This is a genomic window from Brachybacterium sp. SYSU DS0246, from assembly GCF_059391765.1.
In genome coordinates this window covers 86,660-111,290 of record NZ_JBZXYT010000012.1, presented here as the reverse complement: position 1 = coordinate 111,290, position 24,631 = coordinate 86,660, and the positions used below count along the sequence as shown (strand labels likewise).

General features: G+C 72.2%; 27 protein-coding genes and 1 riboswitch. Of the genes, 17 read left to right on the top strand and 10 right to left on the bottom strand.

Annotated features, from left to right (window positions below):
* The first annotated feature begins 443 nt into the window (after positions 1 to 443).
* On the top strand, positions 444 to 1,076 hold the full coding sequence (locus AC5020_RS08040; RefSeq protein WP_464987886.1) for a DUF4352 domain-containing protein: 633 nt from the start codon (positions 444 to 446) through the stop codon (positions 1,074 to 1,076).
* 4 nt (positions 1,077 to 1,080) lie between these two features.
* Here the strand turns inward: AC5020_RS08040 and AC5020_RS08035 are convergent, their stop codons facing one another.
* Positions 1,081 to 1,569 (bottom strand): DUF2306 domain-containing protein, encoded by a 489-nt coding sequence (locus AC5020_RS08035; RefSeq protein ID WP_464987885.1) that lies wholly within the window; start codon positions 1,567 to 1,569, stop codon positions 1,081 to 1,083.
* Between the two features lie 107 nt (positions 1,570 to 1,676).
* Between AC5020_RS08035 and AC5020_RS08030 the strand changes: the two genes are divergently transcribed.
* Positions 1,677 to 2,306: a MerR family transcriptional regulator gene (locus AC5020_RS08030; protein WP_494564407.1), complete on the top strand. Its 630-nt coding sequence runs from the start codon at positions 1,677 to 1,679 to the stop codon at positions 2,304 to 2,306.
* A gap of 181 nt (positions 2,307 to 2,487) precedes the next feature.
* Here the strand turns inward: AC5020_RS08030 and AC5020_RS08025 are convergent, their stop codons facing one another.
* Positions 2,488 to 3,297, bottom strand: a complete 810-nt coding sequence (locus AC5020_RS08025; RefSeq protein ID WP_464987883.1) for a hypothetical protein — start codon at positions 3,295 to 3,297, stop codon at positions 2,488 to 2,490.
* 140 nt (positions 3,298 to 3,437) lie between these two features.
* On the opposite strand from AC5020_RS08025, the gene AC5020_RS08020 reads away from it, so the two are divergent.
* From AC5020_RS08020 to AC5020_RS08010, 3 genes are all read left to right on the top strand, one after another.
* Complete coding sequence (locus AC5020_RS08020; RefSeq protein WP_464987882.1) at positions 3,438 to 3,980, top strand: hypothetical protein; 543 nt, start codon at positions 3,438 to 3,440, stop codon at positions 3,978 to 3,980.
* An 8-nt stretch (positions 3,981 to 3,988) separates the two neighbouring features.
* Positions 3,989 to 6,568: an ATP-dependent helicase HrpB gene (gene hrpB, locus AC5020_RS08015; protein ID WP_464987881.1), complete on the top strand. Its 2,580-nt coding sequence runs from the start codon at positions 3,989 to 3,991 to the stop codon at positions 6,566 to 6,568.
* Between the two features lie 133 nt (positions 6,569 to 6,701).
* Positions 6,702 to 7,319 (top strand): flavodoxin family protein, encoded by a 618-nt coding sequence (locus AC5020_RS08010; protein WP_377792323.1) that lies wholly within the window; start codon positions 6,702 to 6,704, stop codon positions 7,317 to 7,319.
* Between the two features lie 33 nt (positions 7,320 to 7,352).
* On the opposite strand, the gene AC5020_RS08005 is transcribed toward AC5020_RS08010, so the two are convergent.
* Positions 7,353 to 8,006, bottom strand: a complete 654-nt coding sequence (locus AC5020_RS08005; protein WP_377804051.1) for a GOLPH3/VPS74 family protein — start codon at positions 8,004 to 8,006, stop codon at positions 7,353 to 7,355.
* A gap of 103 nt (positions 8,007 to 8,109) precedes the next feature.
* Between AC5020_RS08005 and AC5020_RS08000 the strand changes: the two genes are divergently transcribed.
* Positions 8,110 to 8,589, top strand: coding sequence for a DUF3817 domain-containing protein (locus AC5020_RS08000; RefSeq protein WP_464987880.1), 480 nt, complete (start codon positions 8,110 to 8,112; stop codon positions 8,587 to 8,589).
* Positions 8,590 to 8,616: 27 nt separating this feature from the next.
* Here AC5020_RS08000 and AC5020_RS07995 read toward each other — a convergent pair whose 3' ends face one another.
* The gene (locus AC5020_RS07995) at positions 8,617 to 9,621 is read right to left on the bottom strand and encodes a hypothetical protein (protein WP_464987879.1); all 1,005 of its coding nucleotides are present in this window, start codon (positions 9,619 to 9,621) and stop codon (positions 8,617 to 8,619) included.
* A 29-nt stretch (positions 9,622 to 9,650) separates the two neighbouring features.
* A riboswitch (SAM riboswitch) is annotated at positions 9,651 to 9,766 on the bottom strand.
* A 61-nt stretch (positions 9,767 to 9,827) separates the two neighbouring features.
* On the opposite strand from AC5020_RS07995, the gene rlmC reads away from it, so the two are divergent.
* Genes rlmC through AC5020_RS07975 form a run of 4 tightly spaced genes read left to right on the top strand, consistent with a single transcriptional unit; the run spans position 9,828 to position 13,117 of the window.
* Positions 9,828 to 10,997: a 23S rRNA (uracil(747)-C(5))-methyltransferase RlmC gene (gene rlmC / locus AC5020_RS07990; protein ID WP_464987878.1), complete on the top strand. Its 1,170-nt coding sequence runs from the start codon at positions 9,828 to 9,830 to the stop codon at positions 10,995 to 10,997.
* 39 nt (positions 10,998 to 11,036) lie between these two features.
* Positions 11,037 to 11,675 carry an SRPBCC domain-containing protein gene (locus AC5020_RS07985; RefSeq protein ID WP_464987877.1) on the top strand — a complete coding sequence of 213 codons (639 nt, stop codon included), beginning with the start codon at positions 11,037 to 11,039 and terminating at the stop codon, positions 11,673 to 11,675.
* Entirely contained in the window at positions 11,672 to 12,658 is a 987-nt protein-coding gene (locus tag AC5020_RS07980; RefSeq protein ID WP_464987876.1) for an asparaginase, read from the top strand. The genes AC5020_RS07985 and AC5020_RS07980 overlap by 4 nt, the downstream gene beginning before the upstream one ends.
* Positions 12,659 to 12,709: 51 nt before the next feature.
* Positions 12,710 to 13,117, top strand: a complete 408-nt coding sequence (locus AC5020_RS07975; protein ID WP_464987875.1) for a (deoxy)nucleoside triphosphate pyrophosphohydrolase — start codon at positions 12,710 to 12,712, stop codon at positions 13,115 to 13,117.
* Here the strand turns inward: AC5020_RS07975 and AC5020_RS07970 are convergent.
* The 3 genes from AC5020_RS07970 to AC5020_RS07960 form a co-directional block, all read right to left on the bottom strand.
* Complete coding sequence (locus tag AC5020_RS07970; RefSeq protein ID WP_464987874.1) at positions 13,086 to 14,069, bottom strand: HNH endonuclease; 984 nt, start codon at positions 14,067 to 14,069, stop codon at positions 13,086 to 13,088. The two genes, AC5020_RS07975 and AC5020_RS07970, sit on opposite strands and share 32 nt — an antisense overlap.
* A 21-nt stretch (positions 14,070 to 14,090) precedes the next feature.
* Positions 14,091 to 15,404 (bottom strand): alkaline phosphatase family protein, encoded by a 1,314-nt coding sequence (locus tag AC5020_RS07965; RefSeq protein WP_464987873.1) that lies wholly within the window; start codon positions 15,402 to 15,404, stop codon positions 14,091 to 14,093.
* 123 nt (positions 15,405 to 15,527) lie between these two features.
* Positions 15,528 to 15,950 carry a VOC family protein gene (locus tag AC5020_RS07960; RefSeq protein WP_464987872.1) on the bottom strand — a complete coding sequence of 141 codons (423 nt, stop codon included), beginning with the start codon at positions 15,948 to 15,950 and terminating at the stop codon, positions 15,528 to 15,530.
* 128 nt (positions 15,951 to 16,078) lie between these two features.
* On the opposite strand from AC5020_RS07960, the gene AC5020_RS07955 reads away from it, so the two are divergent.
* Positions 16,079 to 16,990 (top strand): sulfurtransferase, encoded by a 912-nt coding sequence (locus tag AC5020_RS07955; RefSeq protein WP_464987871.1) that lies wholly within the window; start codon positions 16,079 to 16,081, stop codon positions 16,988 to 16,990.
* Positions 16,987 to 17,448: a SufE family protein gene (locus tag AC5020_RS07950; RefSeq protein WP_464987870.1), complete on the top strand. Its 462-nt coding sequence runs from the start codon at positions 16,987 to 16,989 to the stop codon at positions 17,446 to 17,448. The genes AC5020_RS07955 and AC5020_RS07950 overlap by 4 nt, the downstream gene beginning before the upstream one ends.
* Before the next feature lie 6 nt (positions 17,449 to 17,454).
* Here AC5020_RS07950 and AC5020_RS07945 read toward each other — a convergent pair whose 3' ends face one another.
* Positions 17,455 to 18,366, bottom strand: coding sequence for a hypothetical protein (locus AC5020_RS07945; protein ID WP_464987869.1), 912 nt, complete (start codon positions 18,364 to 18,366; stop codon positions 17,455 to 17,457).
* A gap of 127 nt (positions 18,367 to 18,493) precedes the next feature.
* Between AC5020_RS07945 and dps the strand changes: the two genes are divergently transcribed.
* Both dps and AC5020_RS07935 read left to right on the top strand, forming a co-directional pair.
* Positions 18,494 to 18,985, top strand: a complete 492-nt coding sequence (dps, locus tag AC5020_RS07940) for a DNA starvation/stationary phase protection protein Dps (protein ID WP_377018819.1) — start codon at positions 18,494 to 18,496, stop codon at positions 18,983 to 18,985.
* Positions 18,986 to 19,057: 72 nt separating this feature from the next.
* On the top strand, positions 19,058 to 20,419 hold the full coding sequence (locus tag AC5020_RS07935; RefSeq protein ID WP_464987868.1) for a M20/M25/M40 family metallo-hydrolase: 1,362 nt from the start codon (positions 19,058 to 19,060) through the stop codon (positions 20,417 to 20,419).
* On the opposite strand, the gene AC5020_RS07930 is transcribed toward AC5020_RS07935, so the two are convergent.
* Entirely contained in the window at positions 20,420 to 21,100 is a 681-nt protein-coding gene (locus AC5020_RS07930; RefSeq protein WP_464987867.1) for a TetR/AcrR family transcriptional regulator, read from the bottom strand.
* 49 nt (positions 21,101 to 21,149) lie between these two features.
* Between AC5020_RS07930 and AC5020_RS07925 the strand changes: the two genes are divergently transcribed.
* The 3 genes from AC5020_RS07925 to AC5020_RS07915 all read left to right on the top strand — a co-directional run bounded on the left by AC5020_RS07925 (position 21,150) and on the right by AC5020_RS07915 (position 23,430).
* The gene (locus AC5020_RS07925; protein WP_464987866.1) at positions 21,150 to 21,989 is read left to right on the top strand and encodes a hypothetical protein; all 840 of its coding nucleotides are present in this window, start codon (positions 21,150 to 21,152) and stop codon (positions 21,987 to 21,989) included.
* A 241-nt stretch (positions 21,990 to 22,230) separates the two neighbouring features.
* Positions 22,231 to 22,503 carry an HPr family phosphocarrier protein gene (locus tag AC5020_RS07920; RefSeq protein WP_377018815.1) on the top strand — a complete coding sequence of 91 codons (273 nt, stop codon included), beginning with the start codon at positions 22,231 to 22,233 and terminating at the stop codon, positions 22,501 to 22,503.
* A 57-nt stretch (positions 22,504 to 22,560) separates the two neighbouring features.
* Positions 22,561 to 23,430, top strand: a complete 870-nt coding sequence (locus tag AC5020_RS07915; RefSeq protein WP_464987865.1) for a helix-turn-helix transcriptional regulator — start codon at positions 22,561 to 22,563, stop codon at positions 23,428 to 23,430.
* Here the strand turns inward: AC5020_RS07915 and AC5020_RS07910 are convergent.
* Positions 23,331 to 24,545, bottom strand: a complete 1,215-nt coding sequence (locus tag AC5020_RS07910; protein WP_464987864.1) for an MFS transporter — start codon at positions 24,543 to 24,545, stop codon at positions 23,331 to 23,333. The two genes, AC5020_RS07915 and AC5020_RS07910, sit on opposite strands and share 100 nt — an antisense overlap.
* Between the last annotated feature and the right edge of the window lie 86 nt (positions 24,546 to 24,631).

Genomic DNA, 24,631 nt, shown 5'->3' with positions numbered 1-24,631 from the left:
ATGTAGAACCAGCCGAGGTTCGTCATCAGCCACGTCGACGCCGCCGACGTCGCGGCACCGAGCGGATCGGTGAACAGGATCGTCCCGAGCACGAAGGCGATGATGATCGCCGCCGAGCTGAAGAAGATCACCGGCGATGTGCGCAGGTGCAGGGCGTCGTGCAATCGATTGAGCAATGCTCTCGACTCCTCCGGTCCCGACCTGCGGATCGAGGTCGGGGACGTCTCGGTCCGCCCGTCGGGGCGTCGTCTCGATGGGTGATGCGTGGCGCACAGTCAACCACGCGTTCCGCGCACGGGTGCATATTTCCCCTCGACGACCCGCCCTGATTCGGCTTGCGGCGCCTCCCGGTGGGGACTCCTCCCCATGGCCCCGGTGGTGCCGGCCAGATAGCGTGAGCCCGAGTCGCCCGATTCCTCACGCCCCACACCGGAGGTCCTCCGTTGAGCAGCCCCTACGGCATGCCGAGCTCGCCGCCCGCCAAGAGACGCACCCCGCTGTACATCGCGCTCGGGTGCGGCTGCCTGCTGCTCGCGCTCGTGCTGATCGTCCTCGCCGGAGGTGGGTTCTGGCTGCTCCAGCGCGAGCCGACGGACGGGCCGACGGACGGGCCGACGACCGCCACCGAGTCGACCGACGAGCCCACGGATGAGCCCTCCGTGGATTCGACGACCGAGCCGACGGAGGACCCGACCACCGAACCGTCGGAGGAGCCCAGTGCCGAGCCCACCGTCTCGCTGAGCGTCACGGACAGCGGAGAGGTGCCGACGGTCGAGACTGCCGACGGCGCCCAGGAGCCGATGAACGGCACGTTCTTCGGGGTCACGGTGGAGGTGGTCAACGAGGCCGACGAGGACCTCTCGCTGAGTCCCTCCGCCTTCACGCTCTACGACGACGCGGGCACCCCGCATCCCGTGGCCTACGGCTTCACGGCCGACGCTGCCGAGACGGTCCCCCCGGGCGAGACGCTGTCCGTGCTCCTGTACGCCGACGTCTCGGAGGGAACGACGATCACCTCGGTTGGCTTCTCGGACTACGTCGCCACCGGCGGCGAGGAGATCGAGATCGACGTCTGAGAGGTCAGGCTGCGGTGACCTTCGGGCGCGGCGTCGGCTTCGCCGGCGCGCTGCGGATCGTCAGCGCCGCGAACAGGGCGACCACCGCGGCTACCGCGAGCACCGTCGCGGCGACCACGAGCGGTTCGCTGCGCAGCAGGTGCGGGATCAGCCGGCTGGGCACCAGGGCCGCGAAGGCGAATGCGCCGAGTGTGCCCAGGTAGGAGCCGACCATGAACCCGCGGTGGGTGGGGACGTTGTGCAGGCGGATCGCGCCGATCGCCAGCACCAGGCAGATGAGCGTCCAGATCGACAGCCCGTGCAGCCACGAGAAGCCGTCGTCCATGATGCCGAAGCTCGAGACGCACACGACCACCATCGCGACCACCCAGGACGTGCCGAGCATGCGGTGGGCCCGGTCGCGGCGCCGCCGCAGGATCTGCAGCGGGCCGAGCAGGAGCACGTACAGGGCGGCGACGGCGTGCACGGCGATGACCGGGGTGAGAGTGTCCACGACGCTCACGATAGTGTGGCTATCCAACGCGGCGCCATCAAGATAGTCGCCGCTGATCCCACTATCCATAGGCGGGCAGAGGAATGTTCCTGCAGGAGCTCGCGGCCGTGAGCGGCTGCAGCGCGGCGTCGATCAAGTACTACCGGCGCGAGGGCCTGCTGCCCGCCGGCGAGCGCGTGACCGCCACCCGGCAGGAGTACGGTCCCCGCCACCTCGAGCGCCTGCAGCTGATCCAGGTGCTCCGGGAGGTGGCCGATGCACCCATCGTCCGCATCCGCCGGCTGACCGCGATGCTCGATGACCCCGATCGCCCGCTGATCGACGCCCTCGAGGAGGCCCAGGCGATCGCGCTCGGCGCAGCACCGGAGGCGCTGGAGGCGGCGTCACAGCGTCCCGAGCACCCGTCCGTGGCCGTCGTGCTGGAGCGCCTGGGCTGGCCGGATGTCGATTCGATCCCCCGGCGCGCCCTGGACGATCTGCTGCGCACCCTGGAGGGGTGGGAGATGCCGACCGACGTGGATCTGCTGATGCGCTACGCCGAACCGATGGCGCAGATCGCGCGGGACGACGTGACCTCCATGCGCGGCGCGGACGACGACGAGGACGCCCCCTCCCACGACGTGGTGGTGCTGCGTGTGGTGGCCGGCACGATCGGCTTCGATCGGCTGGTCCAGCTGCTGCGCGCCCTCGGTCACGTCTCCCTGAGTGTGCAGGCCAGCGCCCCTCCCAGGGAATGAACAGCGCTGTTGCAGTGCATTTTCCAGGAGGGGGTGTGTACTCGTTCCCAACGCGTCACCGGAGGAACCCGCTGACTGAGGAGGAGGCGGATTCCGCTCGTCCGGGACGCGGGGGAAAGGGATGGCCCCGGCCCGTGGGGACGGGCCGGGGCACTTTCTTCTCCGGGATCCCTGCAGAGTCCTAGCGCCGCAGGTCGATCCCGAACACGCGCCGGATCTGGGCCACGGCGTGCCGCGTGAAGCGGCGGTCCGACGGGGTCGAGGCGAAGGGGACGAACAGGCCCGGATGATCCGGATGGCTCACCCGCCCGTGCCCCGCGCCGGGCGTGACCACGAATCCGGCCGCTTCCATCCGCCGCAGCAGCTCCCGCCGCGTCGTGGGGTGGCGCGTGCCCTTGCCGCCGCGCGCGCCGGGACCGGCGGCCTCCTCGGCGATGTCCAGGGCCGGCTCGTAGTCCTCGGGGCGCACCGAGAGCGCGTACCGGGCGCTGAACACGCCGATCACGGCGTTGTCGGCGCGCCGCACCTGGACCACCAGGTCCCCGCGCAGGAAGTGGTCGCTGGTGCCGGCGTCGGCCGTCCAGGCGTCCTCGGGGTCGGCGACCACGTGGACGATGCGTTCGGTGGTGATGTCCCGGATGCCGACGCTGCGGATGTCCTCCTCCGCGATCCGCAGCGGGCGCGGCAGCGGCCGCGGGTCCTCGGCCCGGAGGGTGTGGACGGCGTCCGGTGGCGGCGAAGGGGCCTGGCGGGGCGGCTCGATGGTCCGGGGCCTGCGGCGGGGCTCGGGGGCCCGGCGCGGTGCAGGGTCGCGACGAGGTTCGGGGTCGCGGCGACCGATGGCGGTGTAGTCGACGGGCCGCACCGTGCGGGCGGGGTCCTTCAGCCCGCGCAGCGCCTTCGGGGTCGGCGCCTTCGGGGTCGGCGGTTTCGGAGTCGGCGGTTTCGGAGTCGGCGGCGTCGGGCGCGGCGGCCTCTTCTTCTGGCCCATGTCCGCTGTCCTCCTCTCCGGTGACCGTGTCGGGCGCCTGCCCCGGTCGGCGGCGCTTCCCACCCCCAGATGGTGGCATGCGCTGGGCGGTCCAGTAGCGTGGGCGCCGTCAGCCAGGATCGCTCCCCGGAGGTGCACGCGTGCCCACCAGCGCCACGTCGTCCCGTTCGTCCCGCGCCCGTCTCGCCGGGGCTCTGCTCGCCTTCTCGCTGTTCGCGGCGGGATGCAGCGGTGGGGAGGGCCCGGCACCCGAGGATCCTCCGGCGGCGTCCGACGGCGGCGGCTCCGCCTCCGATGGCGGTTCGGCGTCCGACGGTGGCTCCGCGGCCTCCGACGGCGGCGGGCAGACGGAAGCCGCCATCCCCGTCGAGGCCTACCCCGTCACCCCGGCCCCGGACGGCTTCGAGCCGCCCGCGGCCTGCAACGGCGAGGGCACCTACCTCGCAGAGGTCGGCACCGCCGCCACGCCCGAGCTGCCCGAGCGGGCCGGTGAATCCGTGACCATCGAGCTCACCGGGATCGAGGGGGACGACGCCCAGCTCACCGCGGCCGTCGGCGACGGCGAGCCGCGACCTGTCGAGGACATCACTCTCGGCGAGACCGTCACGATCGACCTGTGGACGATCGCGGTGACCAGCGTCTGCAGCGACACGGAGCAGGTCGAGTTCGACCTCATCGACTGACCGCCCACGTGACGCCCTCCCCGCACCGCTTCGACCTCCAGAGCATCGGCGCCGGCCTCCCGGTCACCGGGGCCCGTGCCGAGCTCGAGGCGGCCGCACGCACCGGGGCGATGGTCGTCACCGCCCCGCCGGGCACCGGCAAGACGACGCTGGTTCCGCCGCTGGTGGCGAACCGGTCCGGCGGCCTCACCCTGGTCACCCAGCCGCGGCGGGTCGCCGTGCGCGCCGCGGCCCGGCGGATCGCGTCGCTGGACGGCAGCGCACCGGGCGGACCCGTCGGCTTCACCGTGCGCGGCCAGCGGCAGGTGGGCGAGGCGACCCGGCTGGAGCTGCTGACCCCGGGCGTGCTGCTGCGGCGCCTGCTGGCCGAGCCCGAGCTGCCCGGGGTCGCCGCCGTCGTGCTCGACGAGGTCCACGAGCGCTCCTTGGAGACCGACCTGCTGCTGGGCATGCTCTCCGAGGCCCGGCAGCTGCGGGAGGATCTGCTGGTCGGCGCGATGTCCGCGACGCTCGACGCGCAGGCGGTGGCCGGGGTGCTCGATGGCGCCGCTGTGGTCGATGTCCCCAGCGCCCTGCACCCGCTCAGCGTGGAGTACGCCCCCTCCCCTGCGCCGCGGCTGGACGCGCGCGGCGTCACCCGCGATTACCTCGATCATCTGGCCCGCACGGCCGTGAGAGCCCAGGCCGGTTCCGGGGCCGACGCGCTGGTGTTCGTCCCGGGCGCCCGCGAGGTCGACGAGCTGGTCTCGCGGCTCGAGGGGCTCATCGGCCACGGCGGCGGGGACGAGGTCGAGGTGCTGGCGCTGCACGGTCGGCTGCCGGCCGCTGCGCAGGACCGCGCCACCGGTGGCCGGCGCCCCGGCGAGCCGCCCCGGATCGTGGTCTCCACCTCGATCGCGGAGAGCTCCCTGACCGTGCCGGGCGTCCACCTGGTGGTCGATGCGGGCCTCTCGCGCGAGGTGCGCCGGGACCGGGGCCGGGACATGACGGGCCTGGTCACTGTCAGCGCCTCCCGCGCAGCCGCCGATCAGCGGGCCGGCCGCGCCGCGCGGCTCGGACCGGGACGCGCGGTGCGGGTCTTCGCCGAGTCGGACCTGGCCGGGATGCCCGCCCAGTCCCCGCCGGAGATCACCAGCACCGACCTCACCGATGCCGCCCTGTGGCTGGCCTGCTGGGGCACCCCGCGCGGCGAGGGCCTGCCGCTGCTGACTCCCCCGCCACCCGCCGAGATCGCCGCCGCGGAGTCGACGCTGCACGCTCTCGGCCTGGTCGAGGACGACGGCCGCCCGACGGCACGGGGCCGACGGGTGGCGCGGCTGCCGATCGGGGTGCGCGAGGCGCGGGCACTGCTCGACGGGGCTCGTGCGCTGCCCGGGCGGGACGCCGCGCGGCACGCTGCCGAGATCGTCGCCGCGGTCTCCGACGACCACCGTCCCGTCGGCGCGGACCTCCCCCGTCTGCTGCAGGAGCTGCGCTCCGGCCGCGCGCCCGGCGCCGATCGCTGGGCGCGGGAACGGGACCGGCTGGCCCGGATCGCCCGCGAGGCGCGCACCCCTGCGGCCGACGGCGAGCCGGTGCCCTCGTTCACGGGCGTCTCGCCCGCCGAGAAGGCCGGCGCAGTGCTGGCCCTCGCCCGTCCCGAGCGCCTTGCCCGCCGGATCGCGGAGGGTTCTCGCTCGTACCTGCTCGCCTCCGGCACCCGCGCCGCACTGCCCGAGGGCAGCGGCCTGCTGGGAAGCGACTGGCTGGCGGTGTGGGAGGTCCAGCGGGCCGACGGCCGCGCGGCCGACGGGACCGGGGCCGTGATCCGCACCGCCGCCCCGCTGACCGAGGAGGATGCCCTCGCCGCCGGAGCGGACTTGCTGGTCACCGAGCGCTCCGCGACCCTCGACTCCGGCACCGTCCGGGCCCGCCGGCGCCGCCGGCTGGGCGCGATCGAGCTGGCCTCCACCCCGGTGACGGCCACGGCTGAGGACGCCGTCCCCGCTGTCCTGGACCACGTGCGCTCCAGAGGCCTGGAGGCGCTGGAGGCGTCGGAGTCCGCAGGGCGGCTGCGGGCGCGGCTGGCGCTGGTGCGCCGCGAGCTGGGCGATCCGTGGCCCGCCATGGACGAGAAGTCTCTGCTGGCACGGCTGGAGACGTGGCTCGCGCCGCAGGTCTCCGCGCGCACCACCAGGCTCTCCGCTATCGATGTCACCAGCGGCCTGCGGCTGCTGCTGCCGTGGCCGGAGGCCTCCGAGCTCGATGATCTGGCCCCCGAGCGCCTCGCCGTCCCGTCGGGCTCGACCGCCCGGATCGAGTACCCGCCGCCCGAGGCCGAGGACGGCCGGCCCGTGGTCGCGGTGAAGCTGCAGGAGCTGTTCGGGCTGGCCGAGACCCCCCGCCTGGTGCGCGGGCGGGTGCCGGTGCTGTTCCATCTGCTCTCCCCGGCGCGCCGCCCGCTCGCGATCACCGATGACCTGCGCTCCTTCTGGGACGGCCCCTACCGGGAGGTGCGCAAGGAGATGCGCGGGCGCTACCCCAAGCATCCGTGGCCCGAGGATCCGTGGGAGGCCCCGGCCACGGCGCGCACCACGCGGCGCCGGTGAGTCCCGACCGACCGATCGGCGCAGCGGACGCGCTCCTGAGCGGGTGCGTAGAGTCCCGGTGTCCGGTGGAGAACACCGGGGACCGACGACCGCCCGCCTCTCGCGAGGCGCACGAGATGAGGAGGGTGCACGCATGAACAGGACACTGGAAGCGATCGCGCTGGTCTGCACGCTGAAGCCGTCCCCGAGCGATTCCAGCAGCGACGTGATGGCCAAGCATGTGCTCGACGAGCTCGGCACCCATGGCGTCACGGGGGACGCCGTGCGCGTAGTCGACTACGACGTCCGTCCCGGCGTCCAGGCCGACATGGGTGAGGGTGATCAGTGGCCGCAGATCCTCGAGCGCATCAAGGCCGCCGACATCCTGGTGCTCTCGACCCCGACGTGGCTGGGCCACATGTCCAGCGTCGCCCAGCGGGTGCTCGAACGGCTCGACGCGGAGCTGTCAGACCTCGACGAGCAGCAGCGGCCGCGAATGTTCGGGAAGGTGGCCGTGACCGCAGTGGTGGGCAACGAGGACGGGGCCCACAAGATCATCGCCGATACGTTCCAGGCCCTGAACGACATCGGCTTCACCATCCCCGCGCAGGGCGGGACGTACTGGAACGGCGAGGCCATGACCCCGGGCGACTACAAGGACCTCGAGAAGGTCCCCGATGCGGTCGCCTCCACCAACAGCACGCTGGCCGCCAACGCGGCCCACCTCGCCCAGCTGCTCAGCGAGAGGCAGTACCCCGGCAGCCGGTCGTGACGCGAGCCCGCGTCGCGGCCCGCCCGAGGCTTCTCAGGTGATCACCGTCGTGGTCGCCGCGGTGGTCGCGATCATCACGGCGGTCATGTCGTCCATGGCCCGCTTCACCGCTCGCGCCGCCGGGTGATCGACCGCCAGGCCCTGGATCGCGCGATCGAGGTCGCGACGGGACATGCCCGCGATGTCGTCCTTCAGGATCCGGTGGGCGATGCCCAGGGCGCGCAGCAGCTCGAGCAGGATCGCGTCCTGCAGGCTGGCCTTCGAGGGGTCGGCCACGGCGGCGCCGAGCCGGGCGCGCAGTCCGGTCTCGAGGGTGTCGTCGTGCGCGGGCCAGGTGGTGGTGAACCAGCCGTCCTTGCGTCGCAGCGCGCCGGCGGCGACGAGCCCTTCGCCGGTGACCTCGGTGAGGTCCATCCACCGGTGCGAGATGACCGATCGCAGCCGTCCGGGTGCCAGCTCGGTGAGGGCGCCGAGGGCCTGGTCGATGACCGGGATCCCCGTGGAGCTGGTGTCCGTGACCTGCACACGCGGCTGCTTCTCCTCGCTGAGCTGGACCCTCTCGCGCAGCATCAGCTCGGCGACCGCCGCGGCGGCCACGGCCTCCTTCCGCGAGGAGGTCGCCTCCTGGCGGCCGGCGTCATCGGTGAGCAGGAGGAACAGTTCTCCGGGGATGGTGGTGGTCGTCATGGCCCCAGCCTCGCGGGCGGCGCCGCGGTGATGGATCCGCCGAAAGTCGACGGCCGTGCCCGCCTTCGGCGGAGGCTCAGCACCGCCTGGCACCATGTCGGCCATGACCGCCACGACCACCGCATCCCCGTCCGTCCTCAGCCCGTCGCGGCTGTTCCGCATCGTCGCCGTCGCCGAAGCGGTGACGTGGGCCCTGCTGCTGGCGGGGATGTTCCTGAAGTACGTCGTGCGCAGCACGGAGCTGCTGGTGAGCATCGGCGGCGGCCTGCACGGCTTCGTCTTCCTCGCCTTCCTGCTGACCCTGGTGCTGGTCGCGGTCGATCAGCGCTGGCGGGTGGGGCAGGTCGTGCTCGGTGTCGTCTCGGCCATCATCCCCTTCGCCACCGTGCCCTTCGAGCTGTGGGCGGAGCGCCGCGGGCTGCTGGGGACCACGTGGCGCCTGCGCCAGGAGCCCGGCCGGTCCGCGCCGACGAAGCTCATCTCGCTCGCCCTGCGCCGGCCGCTGCCGGCCGCCGTGATCGCGATCGCCGTGGTGGCGGTCGTGTTCGTCGTGCTGCTGATCGTGGGCCCGCCCGTCGGCTGAGCCGACCGGCGGAGCCCGTCCGGCGCTCTATCGCAGCGGATCGATCCGCACCTCCTCGCCGCTGCGCAGGTGGAGCCGGTCGATGAACGGGACCGGCGTGCGCAGCGCCAGGCGCGGCAGCTGGGGCTGATCCGGCTCCGGTGGCAGCGCCTCGCCGAAGCAGACCCCGCACTCCTGCACGGCCAGCGCTTGGGACCGCCGCGCCTCCCAGCTCACCTGGGCGCGCTGCGCGGCCTCGATCCACGGGCCGCCGTGGGGCCGGCACGGTTCGGCGTCATCGGTGCCCCGCAGCGGGCACCGGGGCGGCCTCGCCGTGACCAGCACGTCGATCGCCTCCAGCTGCGGCACCCGCGGATCGGCCCCGGTGGGTATGACGTCCAGGCCCGCCGGCCCGAGGCGGATCACGGCGGCCTGGCCGTGCTCGCGCGCCACGTTCAGCGCGACCTCGAGCGCCTGATCGGGGTGGGCGGCCAGCAGGTCCTCGCGGGCGGCGACGGCCGGTTCGAACCATTCCCGGCCCGATCCCACGAGAGCGCCGTGCCCGGCCATGGTTCCGCGGACGCGCAGCGCCGCGGCGACTGACGGGACGCGGTACCACCAGTGCTCCCGAGAGCTGCGCGCCGGCTTTCTGACCCCGGGCTCGCGACCGGGCACGCCCGGGCGGAGCTCGCCAGGCGACGTGCATCCGCTGAGATCTGCCACGATCATCCCCTCGCTCTGCTGCGTGGGCAGCACCGGGCCGAGCGCCGGGACCACGAGCCAGGTGTGCTCGAGCTCGAGCGGTGGCCGGGCTCGCAGCGTGGCGCGGACCTGCCCGGGATCCGGCGGGGTGGTCGGCTCACGGCGGCGGAAGCCCTCGTCGGGCTCGGCCCGGGGTTCAGGGTCGGGGTCGTGGAACAGGCGCGGATCCGCGCAGGCGGTGATCGCGCCGACGCCGGGCAGGACCAGCTCGATCTGCTGGTCGCGCCAGGTCGCGGCGATGTCCGCGGGCTGATCCTGCGGGTGCGGGCGGTGGGAGCGGTGAGTGTCCATGCCGGTGCCTTCCGAGTCCGGCCCTGGCGGGCCTGCTTGCCGGAGGTGCGGGCGCACTCCGGCCGGGTCTTCCTCGACGGGCACCGGGTTCGGTTCCGGTTGCCGCGCGGCCTCTGCCGAGGAAGTCCGGCCGCGTCTCCTGACCTGCCCGTGAGGCTAGTCGCGGGGCCCGACAGTCCAGAGGCCCCGCCTCGTAGACTTCTGCGGTGCGGTGCCATCATTTCGACTCCGGCGAGTGCCGTTCGTGCACTCTGCTGGACCTCCCCCGCCCTCGGCAGATCGCCGAGGGCCGCGCCCGCGTCGAGGCCCTGCTGGCCCCGTATCTCGCATCGGGCGCCGAGTGGGACGAGCCGATCGTCGGCCCCGAGGCCGGGTTCCGGGCGCGCGGGAAGATGGCCGTGGGCGGCACGGCCCAGGACCCGATCCTCTCCCTGCCCCGCGCGGCCGGGGGCGCCCCGGGCGCCGACCTCTGCGACTGCCCGCTGTATCCCGACGGGGTCGAGGAGGTGCTGGAGGGGGTCAAGGCACTGATCCGTCGGGCGCAGGTGCCGCCGTACGACGTGGCCCGACGCCGCGGCGAGATCAAGAACGTCCTGATCACCGCCTCCCCGAACGGCGAGCACCTGCTGCGCCTGGTGCTGCGCTCCGAACAGGCGCTGGGGAGGATCCGTGAGCATCTGCCGCGCCTGCTTGGGGCGCACCCGTCGATCGTCGCGGTCAGTGCGAACATCCATCCCGAGCACACCACGCGCGTCGAGGGCGAACAGGAGATCCATCTCGCCGGGGCAGCCTCGATCGCCGTGCGCACCGGGGACGTCACGCTGCATGCGGCCCCGCAGTCCTTCCTGCAGACCAACACGGAGGTCGCCGGGCAGCTGTACCGCCAGGGCGCCGCCTGGATCACCGAGATCGCCGCCGAGCACGATGTGGCCCCGCGGATCTGGGACCTGTACTGCGGGCTCGGCGGCTTCGCGCTGCACGCCGCCCGGGCCGTGCCCCATGCCCGCGTCACCGGCGTCGAGGTCTCCGCGCAGGCCATCGACGGGGCTCGGGCCGCGGCGGAGGGCGCCGCGCTGCCGGTCACCTTCCTCGCCGACGACGCCACCGCCTGGGCCCGGCGCGAGGCCGAGGGTCCCGCCGGCCCGCCCGACGTGGTCGTCGTCAATCCGCCCCGCCGCGGCATCGGCCCCGACCTCGCCGCCTGGCTGGAGGGATCCGGGGTGCGCGACGTCGTCTACTCCAGCTGCAATCCCGCCACCCTCGCCACCGACCTCTCCGCGATGAGTTCGCTGCGGATCGTCGCCGGGCGCTGGGTGGACATGTTCCCCCACACCGAGCACGCCGAGGTCATCGTGCGCCTGCGACGCACCACCTGACAGAGTGGACCTCGACGTCCCCCCGACGAAGGAGCCCCCATGGCCACCCCCACCCCCGAGAGCCAGCTGACCGAGGTCACCCGCACGGTGATCCCCGCCCCGCACGGGCACGTCATCTCCCTCGCGCAGGACCTCCCCGCGCCGCCCGCCGAGGTGTGGGCCGCCCTCACCAGCGCCGACCGCCTCGCCCTCTGGTTCGGCCGGGCCGAGGGGGACCTGCAGGACGGCGGCCGCTTCGAGCTGCCGGACATGGAGACCCAGGGCACCGTCCTCGGCGCCGAGGAGCCCCACCGGCTCAAGCTGACCTGGGAGTTCGGCGGCTCCACGAGCGAGATGGAGCTGCTGATCTCCGAGGCCGAGAGCGGCGGCTCCCGCTTCGAGCTGCGGCACACGGTGCCCGTCGACGCGCACTGGGGCACCTTCGGGCCCGCCGCCACGGGCTGCGGCTGGGACGGCGCGCTGTACGCCCTCGCCCTGCACCTCGAGAACCCCTCGACCGATCTGCTCTCGGAGCTAGGCGGCTTCGCCGCCTCCGACGAGGGCGCGGACTTCACTCGGGCCACGGCCGACGCCTGGGCCGCCGCGCACGTCGCCTCCGGTGCGGACCGCAAGCCCGCCCGCAAGGCCGCCGTGCGCACCGCCGCGTTCTACCTGGGTGAAGAGCCGGACCTGTCGTGAACTCGGTGAGCCTGCTGTCGCTCGGCGGCACCATCTTCATGTCGCAGGATGCGGCCGGGCTGGGCGCCGCCCCGGACGGGACCGCGGGAGCGTCGCTGGCGCCGTCGGTCATCGACGGCGTAGCCGTCACCCATCACGAGATCACGAACGTCGGCTCCCCGTCGGTGCGCCCCGAGCACCTGCGCGACGTGCTCCGATACGCCCGCGAGGCCGTCGACCAGGGCGCGACCGGCGTGGTGGTCAGCCACGGCACCGACACCCTCGAGGAGTCCGCGTTCCTGCTGAACCTCTACTGGGACCGGGACGCGCCGCTCGTGCTGACCGGCGCCATGCGACCCAGCAACGCCCCGGGGGCCGACGGGCCGGCGAACATCCGCGACGCCGTGCGCACCGCGGTTGCCCCGTCCGCACGAGGCCTCGGCGTGCTGGCCGTCTTCGATGCCTCCGTGCACCTCGCCGAGCAGGTCACCAAGACGTCCTCACGCTCGATCGACGCCTTCACCTCGGAGCCCTCGGGCCCGGTGGCGCTCGTGAGTGAGCACGACGTGCGCCTGCTGTACCGACCGCTGGAGCGACCGGCTGTGCGGGATGGGCAGCTGCCGGGCACGCTGCCGAACGTGCCGATCCTGATGGGCGGCGTCGGCGAGGACCTCACGCTGCTGGACGGACTGCCTGCGGGAACGCTCGACGGGCTCGTCGTCGCCGGCGTCGGGATGGGGCATGTCGCGGCCGACGCGGTGCCGCGACTGGCGGCACTGGTCGATGCCGGCACGCCCGTCGTGGTCGCGACCCGTATACCCAGTGGCGGCACCTCGGATCGGCACTACGACTACCCCGGCAGCGAGAAGGACCTGATCTCGCGCGGAGTGGTCATGGCCGGGGCGCTGTCGCCGCAGAAGGCGCGGTTGCTGCTGCAGGTGCTGCTCGCGGAGGGGGCGAGCGCGGAGGTCGTTCGAGAAGCGTTCACCGCGCATGCGTACTGATGTCATCGATGGTCGCCATATGACGACTCACGGCTAAGGAGCCTCTCGAGAGTGGATACAGCGATCGAGGTGGTGGGGGCGATCCTGCACCGCGACGAACAGATCTTCGCCGCACGCCGGAATCCTGAACGCAGTGCCGGAGGGCTATGGGAGTTCCCGGGCGGAAAGATCGCTCCCGGAGAAAGTCCAGCCGATGCCCTCCACCGAGAGCTCTACGAGGAGCTGGCCATCACTGTGAGAATCGGCGAGCTCGCGGCTCGGGCAACCACGCAGGTGGGTGACGCGATGATCGATCTCGCGTGCTATTGGGCTTCCCTGGAGGGTCCTGAACCCGCGGCCAGTACCGACCATGACGACATGGCGTGGTTCGCCATCGAGGACCTGCGTGGCCTCGCGTGGTCCCCGGCCGACGTTCCGGTGCTGCGAGTCATCGAGGACCGGTTCGGTCGCTCGCGCTGAGTCCAGGGAAGCCGATATCGATGCGCGGCGCGGCTGATGCAGGGGCGTTCATGAACTCTGCGTAGTGCAGGGCGAGTAGATCCCGGTCCGGACGATCGGCCCGCCGTTTCGGCACCTTCCGAAGCTCCTCCCCGTGGAGCCGTTTGAGGCCGTACTCCAAGATCGGGCCATCAACCTCGTCCAAAATATCCTCGCGGACCTCGATCTTCAGGTCCGGGGTGACGGCCAGGATGCCCGCGTCATACGCAGCATGGTGAATCTTGCAGAGAGCCAGGCCGTTCCTCACCGCTGCGATGCCCCGCTCATCTCGGTCCGGGACGATATGGGCTGCGTCCAACAGGGCGCTGTGCCGCAGATTACACATAGCACAGCGGGTCTCATACGCCTGCATGACAAGCCCGCGGAAAACCGGCTGATGGATTCGTCGCCTAGTCTTCGACTCTGCGTATTCACGGAAGGCTTCCTCGCCCCCAAGACCGCTCGACTCGAAATTGTGGAGCCCGTCGGTCGCCACGACAAACTGGTGCAGTTCCGGCTCCTCAGCGACCAAGTACACCGGGAAGATCGGCTTGTACAGTCCAGGCGCAATGCCCCAGAACCAAATCAGGGGCAAGCCGCGCGCCATCGCCTCACGCAGCCCCCGGTTATGCGCATGGTTTGGATCGGTCTTGTGCCACTTGTAACGAAGGAGTCCGTCAGGGCCCGGGGCGTCATCATAAGGACGTTCTTTGCCTTCGGCGCGATATGTCGTGGTTATCGACAAAGCAGTCTCGAGCACGGCCGGCTTGCAGATCCCAGCCTGCCTGTCTTTGAGCGCGCGCCGCTCGCCACGGAAGTAGAAGTCCTGCAAGAGATCTTCATACCCGATCGGGTTCAACCCGTCCTGGGTCCGCACTTCGAGCCAAGTCATGGCCGCATTGCGGAGCTCGAGATCCTCCTGGCGGGTCAGCATGTCCGCATCATGGCACACATATCAGGCCACGACGCCCACGTTCTCGGCCAAAATCCCCGACACGACCACCCCGTCGGCCTCCGGGAACTCCAGCCCCAGCAGGTGCGCGAACGTCGCCGCCTCGTCGGTCACCGTGCAGCGCGCGAACTTGGTCCCCTCCGCGATGTCCGGCCCGGCCATGGCGAACACGGCCTGGATGTCCTGCTCGGGCAGGTGGCCGTGCTGGCTGATGAGGAACGCGTAGTCCTCGTCGAAGCGGTTGTACAGCGCACGCCCCTCCCACACGTTCTGGAAGTTGGTACCGCTGGTGCCCTCGAGGATCCCGGCGAAGGGCCCGGAGTAGCCGTAGTCCTCGACCATCTCGGCCAGCGGGTGGAAGTGGGCGATGGGCATCTCGGGGTCCTGGACCCAGTCCTCGACCAGGGCGAGCACGTGCTCGCGGGTGTCGGCGTCGGCCTCGGGGTTCAGGTGCAGCTGGCCGGTCAGCCCGCAGCCGTGCACCCAGGCGTCCCACGAGGCGACCTCGCCGCCGGCATCGAGGCGGATCAGGCCCTCCTCGACCAGCACCCGGTTGGCGCGGAAGCAGCGCCCCACCTCGACGTGCCCGTGGTCGGAGACGATCGCGACGTTGGTCTCCTCGGCCACGCCGGCCTCCTCCAGCGCATCGAGGATCTCGCCGATCCACCCGTCGACCCGCTCGAACGCCTCGCGCACCTCAGGCGTGTAGCGCCCGGTGCTGTGGCGGGCGCCGTCGACGTCGACGATATGGGCGAACAGCACGTCGGGCCCCTCGGTGCGGATGATGTCGGCCGTCACGGAGGTGACGAAGCGGCCGAAGCGGTGCTTGGAGTCCCAGCGGATATCGCCGGCGTGGGCATCCACGTACTCCCGGCCCCGCTCGCTGGCGGCCTCCCGCACGAGCGCCTTCGTCTGCTCGAGGCCGGCGACGTCCCAGATCTCCGGCACAGCGATGTCGATCGACGGGGACCAGCCGGTGACCGGCCAGCCCACGCTCGCGCTGGTCAGGCCCGCGCTCTTCGCGAGGTCGAAGATCGTGGGGCAGGCGATGTCGCGGGCGTCCCAGAACCAGTCCGGCCGGCGCACCCCGGGCTGGACCTTCTCGTTGGCGTAGATCCCGTGCCCGGCGGCCGTGCGCGCGGTGGTCTGGGCGGTGTGGTTGGGGTAGGTCACCGTCGGGTAGATCGCCTCCGCGCTCCCCCAGCCCCCGGCGAGGATCCGGGCGAAGTTCGGCAGGGTGCGGGCGAAGGGGACGTCGACCACGCTCATGGCGTCGATCGAGAGGACCACGAGGCGGTGGCGGGCGGACGGGGACACGGGCGACTCCTCGGTGCAGCGTGGTGGTAGCGCTCCCACGCTAGGAGTGCCCGGTCACGGACCAGCGGCGAGGGGGTGAACCGCACGAGAACTCATCGTGCGGATCCGTTCATGGCCGGCCCGTCAGGCGCTGCGGATGAAGCAGAACGGGTGCCCGGCCGGGTCGAGGTACACGCGGAAGCTGCCGCTCTCGGAGGGCTGGTGCTCGTGCACGGTGCCGCCGGCGGCGAGCACCTGCGGCTCGGCCTCGTCGATGTCGAGCACGGAGAGGTCGAGGTGGAACTGCTGGGGGTGGGCACCGCCGGGCCAGGTGGGCCGCTGGTAGTCGTCGATCCGCTGGAAGGCGAGGGTGGCCTCCCCGTCGGGGTTCTCCGGAGTGATGCCGCCGCGCGGCGGGGCGAGGGTCGCCCAGTCGCGATCGGACCCTTCCTCCAGCCGCCAGGTCAGCAGCTTCGAGTAGAAGGTGGCCAGCTCCATCGCGTCGGGGCAGTCGAGAATGATCAGGTCGAGCTTCGGGACGATGCGTTCCTGCTCCAGGTTCTCCATGGGGCCACCGTATGAGCCCGGGCGGTGTGGGGGAAGCAACCGCGCCGACGCCACGCTGACGACCTCCCCATCCCACCGCGGGCAGTGACAGACTGGAGGGGTACTTTCCACCCTCGAAAGGTGATCTCATGAGCGTTGCTTCTGATCCCACTCCTGGCCTGCAGGAGTTCGCCCACCCCGAGAAGCTGGTGACCACGCAGTGGCTCGCCGACAATCTGGGCTCCGTGGGCACAGGAGATCTGGCGGTCGTCGAGTCCGACGAGGACGTGCTGCTGTACGAGACCGGCCACATCCCCGGCGCGGTGAAGATCGACTGGCACCTCGACCTCAACGACCCCGTCACCCGCGACTACGTCGACGGCGAGGGCTTCGCGAAGCTGATGGACGCTTCCGGCATCACCCGCGAGACCACCGTGGTGATCTACGGCGACAAGTCCAACTGGTGGGCCGCCTACGCCCTGTGGGTCTTCGAGCTGTTCGGCCACCCCGACGTGCGCCTGCTCGACGGCGGCCGCAACGCGTGGCAGGCCGAGAACCGCGAGCTGACCACCGACGCCCCGGACATCACCCCGACCTCCGGCTACCCCGTCGTCGAGCGCGAGGACGCCCCCATCCGCGCCTACCGCGAGGATGTCCTGGGCTTCCTGGGCGGTCAGCTGATCGACGTGCGCTCCCCGCAGGAGTACTCCGGCGAGCGCACCCACATGCCCGACTACCCGCAGGAGGGCACCGTCCGCGGCGGGCACATCCCCTCGGCCCGGTCGGTGCCGTGGGCCCGCGCCGCCCAGGAGGACGGCCGCTTCAAGCCCCGCGCCGAGCTCGAGCAGATCTACCGCGAGGAGCTCGGTTTCGACACCTCCGCCCCGGTGATCGCCTACTGCCGGATCGGCGAGCGCTCCGCCCACACCTGGTTCGTGCTGACGTACCTGCTGGGCTTCGAGAACGTGCGCAACTACGACGGCTCCTGGACCGAATGGGGCAACGCCGTGCGTCTGCCGATCGCCGTCGGCACCGAACCCGGCGAGGTGCCCTCCCGATGACCGCCGCGACGGACGGACCTGCGCTGCCGGAGGCGTTCGCCGAGATCGCCGAGGACTTCCACGCCCTCGGCGGGAAGGACCGCCTGCAGCTGCTGCTGGAGTTCTCCCAGTCCCTGCCGGAGCTGCCCGAGCGCTATGCGGACCATCCTGAGCTGCTCGAGCCGGTCCCGGAGTGCCAGTCGCCGATCTTCCTGGCCACCGAGGTCGACGGCACCGGCCGGGACGCCACGACGCGACTGTTTTTCTCGGCCCCGGCGGAGGCGCCCACCACGCGCGGGTTCGCCTCGATCCTCGCCGAGGCCCTCGACGGTCGCACCGTCGGTGAGGTGCTGGACACCCCGGAGGCGGTGACCGGCCAGCTGGGCCTCGCCGAGGTGGTCAGCCCGCTGCGGCTGAACGGCATGGCCGGGATGCTGGTGCGCATCAAGCGCCAGGTGGCGCAGAAGGCGGAGCTGTAGGGCTCCTCAGCCCGTCGGCGGGCGCTTCTTCCCGGTGGTCTTGTCGCTGGACTTGTCGCTGCCGGAGGTCTTGCCCCCGGCGGGCCGCTGACCGTACATCTCGTAGGCCCGCTCGGCGCCGCTGCGCAGCATGCTGAACGCGGCCCGGCCGGCCTCGGACTGCGCGAAGTCGTAGGCCGCCTGGGCGCGCTGGGCGAAGCTGCGGCGCTCCTCCTCGGTGGCGTCGGCGTCCCCGGGGCCGCCGGCCTGCGAGGTGAAATCCTCCGTATCGAGCACCGGATCCGGCTCGCCGCCCTCGATCCGCTCGTGCCGGTCCAGGGCCACCTTCAGCTCCAGCGGCACCCGCACCTGGCGGATCAGTGCGCCGCGCACGTCCTCGCGGATCCGGGTCGCGTGGCCGACGAAGAACTCGTCCTCCGGCTCCAGCTCCTGCTCGTCGGCCGCCGTCAGCTCCCGGGCCAGGCCCAGCAGGTAGGAGGCGAGGTCGGAGGCGACCTCCGGGGAGAGCCCGTACCCGTCCGACGAGGTGGGCGCATCGCGCAGCTCGAGAGCGTCGTCCCGCTCCAGCGAGCCGGGGGCGATGTCGATCGCCGCGAGCGTCTCCTCCACGAACGCGTGGAAGCTGGCATCGCCGGGGACATCGGCTCTGCGCAGCTCCGTGCGTCCCCAACCTTCCGGTAGACGCACCTGCCGCACGCCGTCCCGGGCGAACTCGTCCTGGGCGGCCCGTCGGACCAGTCGGCGGGCGGCGCGGACCAGGTGGCCGGCGTCGGCGTCGCGCGGGATGTCCGGGACCAGTGCTCGCGCGTCGGCGACGATCTTCGCCCTGGTCGTAGCGGAACCGGAGCGCCGGCGCACGGCGCTGGGGACCCGGGCGAGCCGTGCCGTCCGCTCCCGGATCGTGGCTATCGGTCTCACGCGCGCACCTCCTGCCTCGGGGATCTGCCCCCATCGTACGGACGCCGGCGGTGATCGTCGCTGGCCGGAGACGGCGATGGTCGCTAGCCTGCCATCACCAGCACGACGCGACATCTGAGGAGACGACATGGCTGACCTCTCGTACACCGTTCCCGGACTCGGCACCGAGGACTCCGTCCGCCTCGTGGAGGCCCTGCAGGACCGTCTCCACGCGATGAACGACCTCCACCTCACGCTCAAGCACGCGCACTGGAACGTCGTCGGCCCGCGTTTCATCGCCGTCCACGAGATGCTCGACCCCCAGGTGACCGAGGTGCGCGGCTACACCGACGACCTCGCCGAGCGCATCGCGCAGCTGGGCGCCTCCCCCGTCGGCACGCCGGGCCGCATCGTCAGCGAGCGCAGCTGGTCGGACTACACCCTCGGCAAGGCCGACACCCAGGAGCACCTCAAGGCCCTCGACGAGGTCTACACCGGCATCATCGCCTCGAACCGCAAGGCGATCACCCTCGCCGGCGAGCTCGACCCGATGTCCGAGGACATCCTCATCGAGCAGACCCGCGGCCTGGAGAAGTTCCAGTGGTTCCTGCGCGCCCACCTGGAGGGCTCCCAGGCCTGACCGGCCCCTCCCCACCGGGCGTCCGGGCCGCGGAGAGTACCGTGGCCCGGACCGACCCCGAGGAGGACCCGCATGCCCATCGCCGTTCCGACCGCCGACGAACTCGCCCTGCTGCAGGACGAGGCGGTGGCCTTCACCCGTGACCTGATCAGGATCGACACCACCAACTTCGGGGGCAACGATCCGGCGACCTGGGGCCGCGGGGAGACGGAGGCGGCGGAGTACGTCGTGGCGAAGCTGCGCGAGGTGGGGCTGGACCCGGAGGTCCATGAATCCGCCCCGGGCCGGCCCAGCGTGTTCGTGCGCGTGGACGGGGAGGACCGCGAGCGCGGCGGCCTGATCCTCCACGGCCACCTCGATGTGGTCCCCGCCCGCGCCGAGGACTGGTCCGTGGACCCCTTCGGCGCCGAGATCCACGACGGCATGATCTACGGCCGCGGCGCGGTGGACATGAAGGACATGGTCGCCATGATCCTCGCGCTGGCCCGGCACCTCGCCCGCACCGGGCAGCGCCCGCCCCGCGACCTGCTGTTCGTGTTCTTCGCCGACGAGGAGAACGGCGGCGTGTGGGGCTCGGAATGGATGAGCCGGCACCGCCCGGAGCTGTTCGCGGGGATGAGCGAGGCGATCAGCGAGGTCGGCGGGTACTCGATCACCCTGCCCGAGAAGGACACCGGCGAGGACGTGCGCGCCTACCTCGTCCAGACCGCCGAGAAGGGGCTGATCTGGGGTCGCCTGCGCGCCACCGGCCGCGCGGGTCACGGCTCCGTCCCCAACCACGAGAGCGCGATCGTGCGCCTGGCCCGGGCGATCACCGCCCTGGACGAGCACGTCTTCCCGTTCGAGTTCATCGCTGCCGTGCGGGCCCTGTTCGACGGGGTCACCGAGATCACCGGTATCGGCTGGGACGAGGAGACCATCCGCGAGACCCTGCCGCTGATGGGCGGGGCCCGCCAGTTCGTCGCCGGCACCCTCGGCGACTCGGTGAACCTCACGATGCTGGAGGCCGGGTACAAGGGGAACGTGATCCCGCAGACGGCCGAGGCGACGTTCGACGCCCGCTTCCTGCCCGGGCACCAGGACGAGCTGCTGGCGCTGCTCGATGAGCTCACCGGCGAGCACGTCGAGGTGGTCATCGACCATATCGGCAACTCCGTGGACTCCCCGCGCGATGCGCCGCTGGTCGCGACGATGACCGAGTCCGTGCAGGCAGAGGATCCCGGCGCCCGGGTGCTGCCCTACTGCCTCAGCGGCGGCACGGACAACAAGGCGCTGTTCCGCATGCTCGGCATCACCGGCTACGGCTTCGCCCCGCTGCAGCTGCCCAAGGGCCTGGACTTCGCGCCCCTGTTCCACGGCATCGACGAGCGCGTGCCGATTGAGGCGGTGCGCTTCGGGGCGCGGGTGCTGCTGCGGCTCGTCCGCGACTGCTGATCAGCTCTCGTCGGCCGACGGGGCGGGGCCTGCCGAGCTGGTCGAGACGTCGGCCGGCGGGATCGGGTCCTCGGGCTGCAGGCCGGTGTACCAGCTGGGCAGGATCCGCAGCAGCGCCTCCCTGAGCTCGGAGGCGTCGAGCTCCGCCCCCGCGGCGGCCTCCTCGTCGGTGTCCACCAGCCACTGGATCAGCACATCGGCCGTGCCGCCGGCGAAGAACCGGGCGGTGCGGGGCACGGGGAGGTAAGAGGGCACCTCGTCGCGCAGGCTGCGCAGCGCGACCTCATGCAGCTCGGACAGGCGCCGCACCACATACAGGTACGTGCGGTGGGCGAACTTCCAGTCCAGCGCCCCGCGCAGGAAGGCGTGGTGGCGCACCAGGTAGAGCACCAGGGACGTGATCGTCGTCTGGACCATCTCGTGCGTGGAGCGGCCCTGCCCCACCAGATCGGACTCGAGCTTCTGCTGCTCGTCGAACATCTCGGCGAGCATCGCGCCGATCAGGTCGTCGAGACCGGAGAAGTGGCTGTAGAACGCGGCCCGGCTGACACCCGCCCGCTGCACGAGGGCGTTGACGGTGACTTCACCGTCGGACGCACTGAGATCGCGGGCGGCGGCGAAGATCGCCGCTCTGGTCCGCGCGGGGCGAGGGTCGGGCGCACGGCCACATGAGCTGGGCATTCTTCAATACTAGCCACGATGTCGGCCGGCCATGGGGGACGATGAACGCATGCTTCCATTTATGTCCGGCCTGCCGGGAATGTCCCGCAGACAGCAGCCACAGCGCCACCCACTGCTGGATGAACTCGTTGGTCAGACCATCATCCACACCCGCGTGGCCGCCCGCGGCACCTGGACTGTCACGGCCCGTGGCTGGGTGCTGCACTCGCGCATCCAGCAGCTCGACGACACGCCCGTCGGCCTCCGCGATCCGCGCCTGCTCGCGGCCGCCGTGACCGGCGCGGAGCTGCTGCCCGACGGGCACCTCACCCTCGCCCTCACCACGTCGACGGGCCCGCAGCGACTGACGACCGTGCCCCGCTGGGAGGTGCGCGGCCCTCGCGGGGCCCGGCTGCGGGCTGACGAGAAGGGGGTGATCACCGCGGATCCGCCCGGGCCGCCGGTCCATGCGACGCCGGAGGCGCTGGCCGCGTTCGCGGCGTCCCGGCCCGGCGCCCCGGAGCAGCGGCTGCAGGATCTCGGCCGGCGGACCTGGCTGCATCCCGGTCACGTGGTAGAGGTGATGACGGCCGCCGGAGCCCTCGACGACCGGGAGTTCGAGCGGCGGGGGCCGACGCTGCTGGCCCGCATGCTCGCGCGCGGGGAGATCCGGGCGGGGTTCGTCACCGACGGCCGCTTCACCCCCTGGAACCTCCCGCTTGCCGAGGTCATCGAGCACGTCGTCACCGTCTGGCAGGCGGTCGGAGGCAGCGCTCCCGGCCCGGACATGATCGCCTGGTTCGAGCTGACCGGGACCGGCCGCGACGCGTCCGGACCGACCAGCGTCCAGGCCACGCCTCCCGGCATGTCCGGCTACGACAGCCCCGGCGTCGTCGGCGGATTCCGCTGACCCCGCTGAGCGCTCCCCCTCCCTGCATCACGCCACCCCTGACGGATCCGGATGCACGCTACCCCGAACCGGTGCATTTCGGAAAGCTCTTCTGGGCACATGTCCGGTTTCTCTCGGGTAATCGGACCAGCCGGTGAACGCTCGATGAACTCTCCGGGACGCCGGTCGTCGAGCCGGCGCTCGTTCGCACGGCCCGGGCGAGGCTACGCTGGGGGCCGACACGTCGAGAAAGGCGTTTGAGATGCCAGAACGTACCGTGAGGATCGCGAGCACGAGCGGGCTCCATGCCCGCCCGGCGGCGATCTTCTCCCAGGCGGCCAGCGAACAGCCCGCAGCCGTGACGATCAAGAAGCCCGGTGGGAAGGCGGTGCCCGCCTCGAGCATCCTGATGCTCCTGACCATCGGCGCCGACCATGGCGACGAGGTGACGCTGCGCGCCGACGGCGACGGGGCCGAGGACTCGCTCACCGCTCTCGCCGACCTGCTGGAGAAGAACCTCGACGAGGACCTCTGAGTCGACGCGACGGTGGCTCGCGGGAATGCCCGGGACCGGCGGACGGTTGGCCCTGGCATGAGCGCAGTCCCGAGCACCTGGCGCATCGCCCTCTCCACGACGGTGGAGCTGCCCGCCCGTTCCCCCGTCGCCCCGCGCCGCTCCTCCCTCTGGCTGCACGTACGCTCCGGCGCCGTCTCCCTCGGCGCCGGGCGCGAGGCCCGGCGCCTCGAGGCCGGGGACGCCGCCTACCTCCACCACGCCCAGCTGCACCCGGCCACGACCCTGGAGCCCTCCACCCTCCAGCTGGCCGACCTCCGTCACCTCGGCCCCGAGCCGCCGCGGGACCCGCTGATCGTGCCGGGCTTCGACCGGCGACAGGCCGGCGTGCTCGGGCTGCTGGCCCAGTGCCCGCTGGACGGATCCACTACCGTCGAACGCCCCGACGTCGCCCGCGCCTACGGCGAGCTGATCGGCGCGGCCATGCTCAGCGAGGCGAGGATCGATGCCGGTCAGAGTCGGGGTCCGGAGCGGGAGCGGGAGGCGGATCCTGTCGTCGCTCGCGTCGTCGCCCGGATGGCGGCCGCGCCGTGCCGCTCGTGGACGCTCACGGACCTGGCGGCCTCCGCCCACGTCGGCACGACGGCGCTGGTGGACCGGTTCCGCCGCGCCACCGGCCACTCCCCCATGCAGTACCTGCGCCGGCTGCGCATGGGCTGGGCGATGGGCGAGCTCGCCGGCTCCGACGCACCGATCTCTGCCATCGCCCACGACGCCGGATACGGATCGGCGGAGGCCTTCGTCCGCGCCTTCCGCGCCCACACCGGGACCACTCCGGGCCGCTGGCGTCAGACCTCCCGCGGGCGCACCTTGATCGAGGCGAACCCGATCGCGGCGACGGCGGAGACGACGGCTCCGAGCGCCATGGCCGCTGCCGGGCCCTGGTGATCCACCAGCACCCCGCCCACGGCGGACCCGGCCATGATCGCCACCTGGAACGCGGTGACCTGCAGCGAGATCGCTGACTCGACGCGACGGGGCTCGACCGCGGAGACCCACAGCTGCGTGGTCACCGGCACCATGTTGAAGCCCAGGCCCCAGGCGATCACGACGACGACCAGCACACCCGTCTGCTCCGTCGTGGCCATCCCGAACAGCGCGACGGCGAGGATCGCCGGGCCCGCCGTGGCGGCCCAGCGCATCCAGCGCGAGAGGTATCCGCCGGCGAGGTTGCCGAGCACTCCGCCGAGACCCCAGATCAGCAGCAGCGCGGCGACCGCCGAGGCATCGACCGCCTCGATCGCGACCCGGATGTAGGGGTAGGCGGTGAAGTTGGCGAAGGCGGCGACCGCGATCACCGCGACGCCCACCACCAGGCGGCGGTTGCCGAGCGCCTCCCGCATCATGGCCAGGCCCGCACCGGGCTGTGCGGGCACGGCCGGCAGCAGCCGCCACAGCACGGCGGCCGCCACCAGCGTGAGGGCGCTCATCACGAGGAACACCGCACGCCAGCCGATGATGTCACCGAGCACCGAGGCGACCGGGATGCCGATGATGGTCGCGGTGCTCGTGCCGAGGGCCACCGTGGTCGAGACCAGGGCGGCGCGACCGGTCACCTGGACGCCCACGGACAGGGCGAAGGACCAGAACCCCGCGATCGCCGCCCCCAGCAGGACGCGGGCGATGAGCACCACCGCGAGCGACGGGGCGAGGGCCACCACGAGGTTGGAGAGGATCGCCAGGCCCAGCAGGGACAGCAGCACGGTGCGCCGGTCGGTGCGCGGCAGGATCGAGGCGATGGTCGGCGCGGTCAGCGCTCCGGCCAGGGCCGTCGCCGCCACGGTGAGCCCGGCGCGGCCCTCGGTCACGGAGAGGTCCGCGGCCATGCCGGGGAGGACGCCCGCCGGGATGAATTCGGCGCCGACCAGAGCGGCCGTGCCGGCCGAGAGCGCGAGAGCCGTCACCACGGGGTGATGGGCGCGGGCGGGACCTCCACTGGGGTCGCTGGGGTCCGTGGTCGCGGGGCCACGCCGGGACGTGGTCTCGGGTGAGGAGGAAGTCATGACTCCAGCATCGGTCACCGGGAGGGGTTCCGGCTGATCCGACCACCGGAGCGATTGATCACGCGGCCGGAGGAACCGGCCGCCGC